Here is an 11,471-nt window from a genome sequence, read left to right on the forward strand (position 1 = left end):
GGCGAGCGGGGAGCCGGGGGAAGGCGGGAACCTGATCGTTCAGCGGCCCACCGCGTACCCCTGCATCCCCCGCGGGTTCGCCGCCGCCGACAGGATGCCGGTCTCCGGGTCACGGGCGACCGCGCACAGCCGGCCCTCGGACCATGCGGGGCCGACGGTGACGCGGTGGCCGCGGCGGCGCAGGGCGGCCACCACCGCGTCCGGCATCCGGGACTCGACGGTCAGCGCGCCGGGCTGGTGGCCGCGGGGGTAGAAGGAGCTGGGGAATGCCTCGTTGTGCCAGTTGGGGGCGTCGACGGCGCCCTGGAGGTCGAGGCCGCCGCGGACCGGGGCGCGCAGGGCGACGGCGAGGAAGAAGTGCGGCTGCCACTGGTCCTGCTGATCGCCGCCGGGCGTGCCGAACGCCATCACCGGGACACCGTCGCGCAGCGCGAGGGAGGGGGTGAGGGTGGTGCGGGGGCGGCGGCCGGGGGTGAGCGTGTTCGGCAGGCCCTCCTCCAGCCAGGCCATCTGGAGCCGGGTGCCGAGCGGGAAGCCCAGTTCGGGCACGACGGGGTTGGACTGGAGCCAGCCGCCGCTGGGGGTGGCCGCGATCATGTTGCCCCAGCGGTCGACCACGTCGAGGTGGCAGGTGTCGCCGCGCGTCCCCCCGTCGGGGGCCACCCGGGGGTCGCCGGACAGCCGCGCCACGGTCGGCTCCCCCACCCCCATCGGGTCGAACTCCTCGGCCGCGAGCGGCGCGGGCTTGCCGGTCCACTCGGGCAGCCGGGGGGTACGGCCGCCGGGGGCGCCGGGGCGCAGTTCGTACGACGCCTCGCGCCCGATCAGGGTGCGCCGCGCGGCGTTGTACTCGTCCGACAGCAGCTCCGCGAGCGGCACCCCGGCGGCGTCGCCGTACCAGGCCTCCCGGTCGGCCATGGCCAACTTGCAGCCCTCGACGAGGAGGTGGACGTAGTCGGCGCTGCCGTACTCGGGCAGTTCCGGTGGCAGCAGGGCGAGTTGCTGGAGGAAGGCGGGTCCCTGGCTCCAGGGGCCGGCCTTGCACACGGTCCAGCCGTTCCAGTCGTACGACACCGGATCCTCGTACGTCGCCGACCAGTTGGCGAGATCGTCCGTGTCGAGCGTCCCGGTGTGCCGTTCGCCGCTGGTGTCCAGGGTGGGGCGCCGGGACTGCCGTATCAGGGCCTCGGCGATGAAGCCGCCGCGCCACACCTCGCGGGCGGCGTCGATGCGGGCCTCCCGGTTCCCGGCCCGCGCGGTCTCGGTGAGCAGCCGGCGCCAGGTGGCGGCGAGGGCGGGGTTGCGCAGCGGGACGCCGGGGCGGGGCGCGCGGCCGTCCGGCAGGTACAGCCGGGCCGAGGACGTCCACTCCGTCTCGAACAGCGTCCGTACGCTGTCGACGGTCGCGCCGATGTTCTCCACCGGCGGGTGTCCGTGCTCCGCGTAGCCGATGGCGTATGTCAGCACGTCGTCGAGGGGCTTGGTGCCGTGGTCGCGCAGGAGCAGCAGCCAGGCGTCGAAGGCGCCGGGCACGGCGGCGGCGAGCGGGCCGGTGCCGGGCACGAGGTCCAGGCCGAGGTCACGGTAGCGCGCGGCGGTGGCGCCCGCGGGTGCCACGCCCTGTCCGCACAGCACCCGCACCGCGCCGCCGGCCGGGGCGAGCAGGATGGGCACCTCCCCCGCCGGGCCGTTCAGGTGCGGCTCCACGACATGCAGCACGAAGGCGCCGGCCACGGCCGCGTCGAAGGCGTTGCCGCCGTCCTCCAGCACCGCCATCGCGGACTGGGCGGCCAGCCAGTGGGTGGCTGAGGCCATGCCGAACGTGCCTTGCAGGGTGGGCCGGGTGGTGAACTGCACGTCTCACCTCGCGGGAGTGCGGACCGGTTCCGGCTGGGCGTCCATCAGCCGCCAGGCTACCGACGCTTCCGCTCCCTGTCCCCGCTGTGGGTGCCGGAGGCGGAGGGGTGCTCCGGTGGGGCGGCCGTGGGTCACAGGCCCACGTCGCGGCGGCGGATGTCCTCCAGGGACTCCCGGCGGACCAGCAGCCGGGCGTGGCCGTCGCGTACGGCGACCACGGGCGGGCGGCCGACCAGGTTGTAGCCGGAGGCCATGGAGAGGTGGTAGGCGCCGGCGACCGGTACGGCGAGGAGGTCGCCGGGGCGCAGGTCGGCGGGGAGTTCCGCGTCGGCGGCCAGCACGTCGCCCGCCTCGCAGTGCCGGCCCACGACGGTCACCCGGACCGGGTCGGCGGCGCTGCGGCGGCCGATCAGCCGGGGGGCGTACCGCACGCCGTACAGGGCCGGGCGCGGGTTGTCGCTCATGCCGCCGTCTACAGCCACGAAGACCCGCTCGCCGGTGTGCTTGACCGACAGCACCCGGTACAGCGCGATCCCGGCGGGGCCCGCGATGGCCCGGCCCGGTTCGATGAGCAGGCGGGGCACCGGCAGCCCGGACGAGGCGCAGGCGTCGGCGAGTTCGGCGCGCACCCTGCGGGCCAGTGCGGTGAGGTCCAGGGCGCTCTCGCCGGGCCGGTAGGCGATGCCGTGGCCGCCGCCGAGGTCGAGTTCGGGCAGTACCACGCCGTACTGCCCATGCAGCCGGGCCATCAGGCCCACAATCCGGCGTACGGCGGTCAGATACGGCTTGACGCTGGTGATCTGCGATCCCAAGTGGCAGTGCAGGCCGACGAGTTCGAGGTTGGGCTGATCGAGGATGCGGGTGAGGGCGTGCAGGGCGTAACCGTCGCGGATGGAGAGGCCGAATTTCTGGTCCTCGGTGCCGGTGCGGATCTTGTCGTGGCCGCCCGCGCTGATGCCGGGCACGACGCGCACCATCACCTTCTGCCGGGCGTCGGGGCCGACGGCGGCGGCCAGCCGGGCGATCTCGCCGGGGCTGTCGATGACGATGCGGCCGACGCCGAGGCGCAGCGCGGTCGCCAGGTCGCGCGGGGTCTTGGCGTTGCCGTGCAGCACGATCCGCTCGGGCGGGAAGCCGGTGGTGACGGCGAGTTCGAGTTCGCCGGCGGAGCAGACGTCGAGCCCGAGTCCTTCCTCGTCCATCCAGCGGGCCATGGCCCGGCACAGGAACGCCTTGGCGGCGTACAGGACTTCGGCGTCGGGGAAGGCGTCGCGGTAGGTACGGCAGCGGTCGCGGACCTCGGCCTCGTCCAGGACGTAGACGGGGGTGCCGAAGCGGTCGGCGACCTCGGCGAGGGGTACGCCGCCCACCGTGAGGTCGCCCGCGCGGGGCTCGGTGGTGGAGGCGGGCCAGACCGACAACGCGGCGGCGGGGGCGGGCAGTTCGTGAATCGTGGTCATCTCGGCGTTCCTCTTTCGGGCGGTCGCGGCTCGGGCGGCGCTGGTTCTGGGCAGTCGCGGCTCGGGGGTCCCGGCCCGGTGGTCCCGGCTCGGGGTGGCCCCGGCTCGGCGGCGGGGGTTCAGGCGATCCGGGCGATCCGCGGCGCGCGGGTGGCGGCCGGTGCGGGCAGCGGCGCCGGGGCGGGGGCGGTGAACTGCGGGTCCACCGTGAGGACGGTGACGCCGAGCGGTGCGGTCAGGGTGCGCAGTTCGGTCCCCGCGAGGCGGATGAAGGCGTGACCGGGGCCGAGCGCGGCGGTGAGCCGGGGTACGGAGGTGAAGCCGACGGCGGTGCGCGCGCCGGGCGGGGTACGGAAGAGGCGTACCGCGTACCCGGAGGGTCCCGGCCGGACCGGCACGTACAGGGGTCCGGCCGGGAATGGTTCGGGGGGCTCGGGGTCGTCACCGTAGCGGAGTTCTGTCATGGGGTGCCTCCCGTGTGGCAGGGAGTGTGGAGTCGAAAGACCCCGGACGCGGGGAGGCGGTCCGGGGTGCGCTGTCGACGGTATGCCCGGACCACCCGCCCACCGGGCCCTTCCTGACGCGACGCTGACGGGGATCCGGGTGGCTTTGACGGGTTGCTGACGTCCCCGCCGGGAGGGGCGCGGACCGGCCGTCAGCGGAGCGCCAAGAAAGGGCGTCCGCCCTGTTCGCGGGCCTGGAACGCGGGTGTGATGGACGGGATTCCCGAGAAGCACCGGCCGGGGCGATGTCGTCGTCTCCCGGCCGCCGTCCGCAGAAGGTGGAAGCGATGTCCGAGTACCAGGAGCCGGTGGCGGCGGCGCGCGTGGTGGTGGGGGTCAGCGGCTCGCCGGGCAGTCTGGCCGCGCTCGGGCGGGCCGCCGCGGAGGCGCGCTCGCGCGGGGCGGAGCTGTGGCCGGTGCTGGCCTGGGAGCCGCCCGAGGGGGATCTCGCCGCGCGCCGCTTCCCGGCCGCGGCGACGGTGGTCCCGGAGTGGGAACGGCTCGCCGGGGAACGTCTCCTCGGCGCGCTGCGCGCCGTGTTCGGCGGGGCGTCGACCGGGTTGCCCGGAGCGGCGCGCGTCGCGCGGGGCGCGCCCGGACCCGTGCTGGTGCGGCTCGCCGACCGGGACACCGACCTCCTGGTGATCGGTGCGGGTGGCCGCGGCCGGCTGCGCCGCGCCCTGTGGCCCTCGGTGAGCCGCTACTGCCTCGCCCGCGCCACCTGCCCCGTCCTCACCGTCCCGCCCTCCCCCCTGCACACCGCCCTGGCACACGCACACCGCCGCAACGCGCTGCGGCTGCGCCTGGACAGCGGGGACGTGGAACGGGAACTGGGGCTCGGACGACACGGGGCGTGAGGCGGCGGGCCGGGGGCGGCGGCTCGGCGGCGGTGCGACAAGCCGGGGGCCACGCCTGACCCGGGCCCGCTCACGCCCGCTCACACCTCGAAGCGGTACCCCATCCCCGGCTCGGTGATCAGGTAGCGGGGGTGGGCGGGGTCGGATTCCAGTTTGCGGCGGAGTTGGGCCATGTAGACCCGCAGGTAGTTGGCCTTGTCGGTCCGTGTGACCCCCCACACCTCCCGGAGCAGGTGCCGCTGGGTGATCAGCCGGCCGGGGTTGGTCACCAGGATCTCCAGCAGCTGCCACTCGGTCGGGGTGAGCCGCACGTCCCTGCCGTCCCGCAGCACCTTCCTGGCCGGCAGGTCGATGCTGAAGTGCTCGGTCTCCACCCGTACCGGCTCCGGCGCGGCCGGGGTGTCCTCGGTGCGGCGGACCGCGGCGCGCAGCCGGGCCAGCAGCTCGTCCATGCTGAAGGGCTTGGTGACGTAGTCGTCGGCGCCCGCGTCGAGCGCCGCGACCTTCTCGCCGGACGCCTGCCGGGCGGACACCACGATGACCGGCGTCCGGGTCCAGGCGCGCAGCGCCCTGAGGACGTCGACGCCGTCCATGTCGGGCAGCCCGAGGTCGAGCAGGACCACGTCGGGTCGGCGCGCGGCGGCGAGGCGCAGGGCCGTGGCTCCGTCGGGGGCGGTGTCGACGCCGTAGCGCCGCGCCCGCAGGTTGATGACGAGGGCCCGTACGAGCTGCGGGTCGTCCTCGACCACGAGCACCCGTGTCATGGGGGTCACTCTCCTGTCCGTAGGGGATGCCGCGGGAGCCGGCGCCGCCGGGATGTCTCCCGGGGGCGCCGGCTCCCGTGCGCGGGCGGGACGGTACGTCACCGCCGCGCGACGAGGTCCCGCAGCGCGATGTTGAGTTCCAGGACGTTGACCTGCGGTTCGCCCACGAAGCCGAGGGCACGGCCCTGGGTGTGGTCCTTCACCAGCCGTTCGACCCGCGCGACCGGCAGGCCGTTGCGCTGGGCGACCCGGTGCACCTGGAGCTCGGCGTACGCCGGGGAGATGGCCGGGTCGAGGCCGGAGCCGGAGGAGGTCACCGCGTCCGCGGGCACGTCCGACGGCTTGACCGTGTAGCCGGGCACGGAGTTGTCCTTGACGACCTTCGCCCTGGCGTCCTCGACGGCCCGGACGAGTTTCGGGTTGTCGGCGGCCAGGTTGGTCGCCCCGGAAAGGATCAGCTTGTACCGCGTGTTGACGGAGTTCGTGCCGAGCCCTGCGGCGGGCCGGGGCTGGAAGTACTTGAGGCTGTAGCCCTGTTGGCCGATGAGGGAGGAGCCGACGACCTTGCCGTCCGCCTTGATCTCGGAGCCGTTCGCCTTGCCGGGGAACAGCGCCTGGGCGACGCCGGTGACGGCGAGCGGGTAGACGACGCCGGTCACCAGGGTCAGCACGAGCAGGGCCCGCAGGGCCGCCCAGAGCAACCGGGCGGTGTTCGGGACGGAGTTGTTCATGGCGATCAGCCGATTCCGGGGATGAGGGAGATGAGCAGGTCGATGAGCTTGATCCCGGCGAAGGGCGCGATCAGACCGCCGAGTCCGTAGAGGCCGAGGTTGCGGCGGAGCATCTTGTCCGCGCTCATCGGCCGGTACCGCACGCCCTTCAGGGACAGCGGCACCAGCGCGATGATGATCAGCGCGTTGAAGACGACCGCCGACAGGATCGCCGAGTCGGGCGAGGACAGCCGCATGATGTTCAGCTTGTCCAGGCCCGGATAGACGGCCGCGAAGAGCGCCGGGATGATCGCGAAGTACTTCGCCACGTCGTTGGCGATGGAGAACGTCGTCAACGCGCCGCGGGTGATGAGGAGTTGCTTGCCGATCTCGACGATCTCGATCAGCTTGGTCGGGTTGGAGTCGAGGTCGACCATGTTGCCGGCCTCCTTCGCGGCCGACGTGCCGGTGTTCATCGCGACGCCGACGTCGGCCTGCGCGAGCGCGGGCGCGTCGTTGGTGCCGTCACCGGTCATCGCGACCAGCTTGCCGCCGGCCTGCTCCCGTTTGATGAGGGCCATCTTGTCCTCGGGGGTGGCCTCCGCGAGGAAGTCGTCGACGCCCGCCTCCTCGGCGATCGCCTTCGCGGTCAGCGGGTTGTCGCCGGTGATCATCACGGTCTTGATGCCCATGCGGCGCAGCTCCTCGAACCGCTCGCGCATGCCCTCCTTGACGACGTCCTTGAGGTGGATGACCCCGAGGACGCGGGCGCCGCGCTCGTCGTGCACGGCGACCAGCAGCGGGGTGCCGCCGGCCCCGGCTATCCGGTCGGTCAGGTCCTGGGCGTCCGGGCCGGCTTCACCGCCCTGTTCACGCACCCAGGTGATGACGGAGGCGGTGGCGCCCTTGCGGATGCGGCGGCCGTCCAGGTCCACGCCGGACATCCGGCTCTGCGCGGTGAAGGCGATCCACTCGGCGCCCGCCAGCTCGCCCTGGTGGCGTTCGCGCAACCCGTACTTCTCCTTGGCGAGGACGACGATCGAGCGGCCCTCGGGAGTCTCGTCCGCCAGTGAGGAGAGCTGGGCCGCGTCCGCGACCTCGGCCTCGGTCGTCCCGCGCACCGGCACGAACTCGGCGGCCTGGCGGTTGCCGAGGGTGATGGTGCCGGTCTTGTCCAGCAGCAGCGTGGAGACGTCACCGGCGGCCTCGACCGCGCGCCCCGACATGGCGAGCACATTGCGCTGCACGAGCCGGTCCATGCCGGCGATGCCGATGGCGGACAGCAGCGCGCCGATCGTGGTCGGGATCAGGCAGACCAGCAGGGCCACCAGCACCACCATGGTCAGATGGGTGCCCGCGTAGTCGGCGAAGGGCGGCAGGGTGGCGCAGGCCAGCAGGAACACGACGGTCAGCGAGGCCAGCAGGATGTTGAGCGCGATCTCGTTGGGCGTCTTCTGCCGGGCCGCGCCCTCCACGAGGCCGATCATCCGGTCGATGAAGGTCTCGCCGGGCTTCGTCGTGATCTTGATGACGATCCGGTCGGAGAGGACCTTCGTGCCGCCGGTGACGGCGCACCGGTCGCCGCCGGACTCGCGGATGACCGGGGCGGACTCGCCGGTGATCGCCGACTCGTCCACCGAGGCGACGCCCTCGACGACATCGCCGTCACCGGGTATGACGTCGCCGGCCTCGCACACCACCAGGTCGCCGATGGTCAGCGCGGTGCCGGGGACCTGTTCCTCGGCGCCGTTCACCAGCCGGCGGGCCACGGTGTCGGTCTTGGCCTTGCGCAGGGTGTCGGCCTGGGCCTTGCCGCGGCCCTCGGCGACCGCCTCCGCCAGGTTGGCGAAGATCACCGTCAGCCACAGCCAGGCGCTGATGGTCCAGCCGAACCAGTCACTCGCGTGCTGGAAGGAGAACGCGGTGGTCAGGACCGAGCCGATCCACACCACGAACATCACGGGCGACTTCACCATCACCCGCGGATCGAGCTTGCGCACCGCCTCGGGCAGGGACTTCAGCAGCTGCTTGGGATCGAACAGGCCCGCTCCGACGCGGCCCTCGTCGGCCTGGTGACCGGTGGGCGCGTCCCGGTGGGGCGCAAGGGTGGGAGTGGACATCGCGTCCTCGTGGGAGGGAGTTCGGGTCGTCATCACGCCAGCCCTTCGGCGAGCGGGCCCAGCGCCAGCGCCGGGAAGTAGGTGAGACCGGTGATGATCAGGATCGCGCCGACCAGCAGGCCGGTGAACAGCGGCTTGTCGGTGCGCAGGGTGCCCGTGGTGGCCGGCACCGGCCGCTGCCCGGCGAGGGAGCCGGCGAGCGCGAGCACGAACACCATCGGCAGGAACCGGCCGAACAGCATCGCGAGCCCGGTCGTGGTGTTGAACCAGTCGGTGTTCGCGTTCAGTCCGGCGAACGCCGAGCCGTTGTTGTTCGACGCGGAGGTGAAGGCGTACAGCACCTCGGAGAACCCGTGCGCGCCCGGATTGAGCATCGAGTGCGGCGGGGTCGGCAGCGCCATCGAGGCGGCCGTGAAGACGAGGACCAGCGTCGGGGTGACGAGGATGTAGCAGGCGGCGAGCTTCATCTCGCGGCCGCCGATCTTCTTGCCCAGGTACTCGGGGGTGCGGCCGACCATCAGACCGGCGATGAACACCGCGATCACGGCCATGATGAGCATGCCGTACAGGCCGGAGCCGACGCCGCCGGGCGCGATCTCGCCCAGCATCATGCCGAGCATGGTGATGCCGCCGCCGAGGCCGGTGAAGGAGGAGTGGAAGGAGTCCACCGCGCCGGTGGAAGTGAGCGTCGTCGCCACCGAGAAGATCGAGGAGCCGGCGACCCCGAACCGGGTCTCCTTGCCCTCCATCGCGCCGCCCGCCGCCTGGAGCGCCGGGCCGTGGTGGGAGAACTCCGCCGCCATCATCAGCAGGGTGAAGCCCACCCAGATGGTGGCCATCGTGGCGAGGATCGCGTACCCCTGCTTCACCGAGCCGACCATCACACCGAAGGTGCGGGTCAGGCAGAACGGAATGAGCAGGATCAGGAAGATCTCCAGGAGGTTGGTCAGGGCGGTGGGGTTCTCGAAGGGGTGGGCGGAGTTGGCGTTGAAGTAGCCGCCGCCGTTGGTGCCCACCTCCTTGATGGCCTCCTGGGAGGCGACCGCGCCGCCGTTCCACTGCTGGGTGCCGCCCATGAACTGGCCGACCTCGTGGATGCCGGAGAAGTTCTGGATCGCCCCGGCGGCCACCAGGAGCACGGCGGCCACGGCGGCGACCGGCACCAGGATGCGCACGGTGCCGCGCACCAGGTCGGACCAGAAGTTGCCGAGTTCACCGGTGCGGGAGCGGGCGAAGCCGCGCACCAGGGCGATCGCCACGGCCATACCGACCGCCGCGGAGACGAAGTTCTGCACGGCCAGACCGGCGGTCTGCACCACGTGCCCCATCGTCTGCTCGCCGTAGTACGACTGCCAGTTCGTGTTGGTCACGAACGACACGGCGGTGTCGAACGACTGCGCCGGGCTCACCGGGGAGAAGCCCAGCGAGCCGGGCAGCACCCCCTGGAGCCGCTGGAGCAGGTAGAGGAACAGGACACTCACGGCCGAGAAGGCGAGGACGCCGCGCAGATACGCGGGCCAGGTCATCCCGGCGTCCGGGTCCGCCCCGATGCCCCGGTAGATCCACTTCTCCGCCCGCAGGTGCCGGGGGGAGGTGTAGACACGGGCCATGTAGCCGCCGAACGGGATGTACACGAGTGCCAGCACGCCTATCAGGGCGAGCAGTTGCAGGAAGCCTGCGAGTACGGGGCCCACCGTCAGAACCTCTCCGGGAAGATCAGGGCGAGGACGAGATAGCCCAGCAGGGCGACGGCCACGATCAGGCCGACGATGTTCTCGGCGGTCACAGCTTCGTCACCCCCTTGGCGACGAGAGCCACCAGCGCGAACGACACGATCGTGGTGACGACGAAGGCCAGGTCGGCCATCGTGAACTCCTGGAATGAGGTGCGAGAGAAAGCGAACGGTTAGAGGAAACCGCCCGCGTGGCCGGTTCTGACCGCCGTTGACGCCCCCCTTACGGCCGGCCCGTCGCCTTTGACGACTCTCTTACGGGGCGTGATCCGTACCGGTCGGCGGGGAACACCTCGGGCGGGCGGGGCGTTGATCACGTGGAGTGGAACGGAGGGCCCAGGCGGTGCACGGAGAGTACAAGGTGCCCGGCGGCAAGCTGGTCGTCGTGGATGTGGAGACGGACGGCGGCGTGCTGCGCGACGTCCGGGTGGCCGGCGACTTCTTCCTGGAGCCGGACGAGGCGCTGGACGCGGTGAACGGCGCGCTGGAGGGCGCCCCGGCGGGCACCGACGCGGCAGGGCTCGCCGCGCGGATCGAGGCGGCGCTGCCCGCGGGCACGGTGATGTACGGGCTGACGGCGGAGGGCATCGCGATCGCGGTGCGCCGGGCCCTGGCACACGCCACCGACTGGACCGACTACGACTGGCAGTTGATCCACGAGGGCCCCCAGGCCCCGGCCCTGCACATGGCCCTGGACGAAGTGCTGACCGCCGAGGTGGCCGCGGGCCGGCGCCCGCCGACGCTGCGGGTGTGGGAGTGGGGCGCCCCCGCGGTGATCATCGGCAGCTTCCAGTCGCTGCGCAACGAGGTGGATCCGGACGGCGCCGCCCGGCACGGCATCGAGGTGGTGCGGCGGATCTCCGGCGGCGGCGCGATGTTCGTGGAGCCCGGCAACACCATCACGTACTCGCTGTCGGTGCCCGAGTCCCTGGTGCACGGCCTGTCCTTCCAGGACAGCTACGCCTACCTGGACGACTGGGTGCTCGCCGCCCTCGGCGACGTGGGCATCAAGGCCTGGTACCAGCCGCTGAACGACATCGCCACCGACCAGGGCAAGATCGCGGGCGCCGCGCAGAAGCGGATCGTCGGCCCCGGCGGCGGTCCGGGCGCGGTGCTGCACCACGTGACCATGTCGTACGACATCGACGCCGACAAGATGACCGAGGTGCTGCGCATCGGCCGGGAGAAGCTGTCGGACAAGGGGACCAGGAGCGCGAAGAAGCGGGTGGATCCGCTGCGCCGGCAGACCGGGCTGGCCCGTGCGGCCGTCATCGAGCGCATGATCGACTCCTTCCGCGCGCGTTACGGCCTCGCGCCGGGCAAGGTCACCGACGAGGAGCTGGCGCGGGCCCGCGAACTGGCGCGGACGAAGTTCGAGACCGAGGAGTGGACCGCGCGGGTGCCGTAATAGTTCCCTGGCGCGAGGCCCGGTTCAGGCGCGGGTCAAGGCACGCCCATGCCCGGCCCA

Annotated in this window: 10 protein-coding genes; 2 read left to right on the forward strand and 8 right to left on the reverse strand. The window is 72.6% G+C overall.

What is annotated here, in order from left to right; all coding sequences use genetic code 11:
* Positions 1-39: 39 nt before the first annotated feature.
* The 3 genes from ACE4Q9_RS05770 to ACE4Q9_RS05780 form a co-directional block, all read right to left on the reverse strand.
* The gene (locus ACE4Q9_RS05770; protein WP_397987134.1) at positions 40-1,815 is read right to left on the reverse strand and encodes a gamma-glutamyltransferase family protein; all 1,776 of its coding nucleotides are present in this window, start codon (positions 1,813-1,815) and stop codon (positions 40-42) included.
* A gap of 173 nt (positions 1,816-1,988) precedes the next feature.
* Positions 1,989-3,317, reverse strand: a complete 1,329-nt coding sequence (gene lysA / locus ACE4Q9_RS05775; protein ID WP_397983133.1) for a diaminopimelate decarboxylase — start codon at positions 3,315-3,317, stop codon at positions 1,989-1,991.
* Positions 3,318-3,436: 119 nt separating this feature from the next.
* Positions 3,437-3,781 carry an SAV_915 family protein gene (locus tag ACE4Q9_RS05780; protein WP_397983134.1) on the reverse strand — a complete coding sequence of 115 codons (345 nt, stop codon included), beginning with the start codon at positions 3,779-3,781 and terminating at the stop codon, positions 3,437-3,439.
* A 326-nt stretch (positions 3,782-4,107) separates the two neighbouring features.
* Between ACE4Q9_RS05780 and ACE4Q9_RS05785 the strand changes: the two genes are divergently transcribed.
* Positions 4,108-4,677, forward strand: a complete 570-nt coding sequence (locus ACE4Q9_RS05785) for a universal stress protein (RefSeq protein WP_397983135.1) — start codon at positions 4,108-4,110, stop codon at positions 4,675-4,677.
* A gap of 80 nt (positions 4,678-4,757) precedes the next feature.
* Here ACE4Q9_RS05785 and ACE4Q9_RS05790 read toward each other — a convergent pair whose 3' ends face one another.
* The 5 genes from ACE4Q9_RS05790 to kdpF form a co-directional block, all read right to left on the reverse strand.
* On the reverse strand, positions 4,758-5,441 hold the full coding sequence (locus ACE4Q9_RS05790; protein WP_397983136.1) for a response regulator: 684 nt from the start codon (positions 5,439-5,441) through the stop codon (positions 4,758-4,760).
* A 98-nt stretch (positions 5,442-5,539) separates the two neighbouring features.
* Positions 5,540-6,172, reverse strand: a complete 633-nt coding sequence (locus ACE4Q9_RS05795) for a potassium-transporting ATPase subunit C (RefSeq protein WP_397983137.1) — start codon at positions 6,170-6,172, stop codon at positions 5,540-5,542.
* A gap of 5 nt (positions 6,173-6,177) precedes the next feature.
* Positions 6,178-8,304, reverse strand: coding sequence for a potassium-transporting ATPase subunit KdpB (kdpB, locus tag ACE4Q9_RS05800; protein ID WP_397983138.1), 2,127 nt, complete (start codon positions 8,302-8,304; stop codon positions 6,178-6,180).
* Positions 8,304-9,965: a potassium-transporting ATPase subunit KdpA gene (kdpA, locus tag ACE4Q9_RS05805; protein WP_397983139.1), complete on the reverse strand. Its 1,662-nt coding sequence runs from the start codon at positions 9,963-9,965 to the stop codon at positions 8,304-8,306. Before kdpA ends, kdpB begins: the two co-directional genes overlap by 1 nt.
* A 2-nt stretch (positions 9,966-9,967) precedes the next feature.
* Positions 9,968-10,057 carry a K(+)-transporting ATPase subunit F gene (gene kdpF, locus ACE4Q9_RS05810; RefSeq protein ID WP_037659531.1) on the reverse strand — a complete coding sequence of 30 codons (90 nt, stop codon included), beginning with the start codon at positions 10,055-10,057 and terminating at the stop codon, positions 9,968-9,970.
* A gap of 289 nt (positions 10,058-10,346) precedes the next feature.
* Here kdpF and ACE4Q9_RS05815 point away from each other — a divergent pair, with 289 nt between their 5' ends.
* A complete protein-coding gene (locus ACE4Q9_RS05815; protein ID WP_397983140.1) occupies positions 10,347-11,411 on the forward strand; it encodes a biotin/lipoate A/B protein ligase family protein in 1,065 nt (354 codons plus the stop codon).
* Positions 11,412-11,471 lie beyond the last annotated feature (60 nt).

Origin of the sequence: Streptomyces sp. AM6-12, from assembly GCF_044327085.1 — a bacterium.
Lineage (GTDB): Bacteria > Actinomycetota > Actinomycetes > Streptomycetales > Streptomycetaceae > Streptomyces.

What these genes read in the sequence shown, in the direction of transcription:
- ACE4Q9_RS05770 (WP_397987134.1), bottom strand. Translation starts at nt 1,815, where the DNA reads ATGGCCTCAGCCACCCACTGGCTGGCCGCCCAGTCCGCGATGGCGGTG.
- ACE4Q9_RS05785 (WP_397983135.1), top strand. Translation starts at nt 4,108, where the DNA reads ATGTCCGAGTACCAGGAGCCGGTGGCGGCGGCGCGCGTGGTGGTGGGG.
- kdpB (WP_397983138.1), bottom strand. Translation starts at nt 8,304, where the DNA reads ATGACGACCCGAACTCCCTCCCACGAGGACGCGATGTCCACTCCCACC.
- lysA (WP_397983133.1), bottom strand. Translation starts at nt 3,317, where the DNA reads ATGACCACGATTCACGAACTGCCCGCCCCCGCCGCCGCGTTGTCGGTC.
- ACE4Q9_RS05780 (WP_397983134.1), bottom strand. Translation starts at nt 3,781, where the DNA reads ATGACAGAACTCCGCTACGGTGACGACCCCGAGCCCCCCGAACCATTC.
- ACE4Q9_RS05790 (WP_397983136.1), bottom strand. Translation starts at nt 5,441, where the DNA reads ATGACACGGGTGCTCGTGGTCGAGGACGACCCGCAGCTCGTACGGGCC.
- ACE4Q9_RS05795 (WP_397983137.1), bottom strand. Translation starts at nt 6,172, where the DNA reads ATGAACAACTCCGTCCCGAACACCGCCCGGTTGCTCTGGGCGGCCCTG.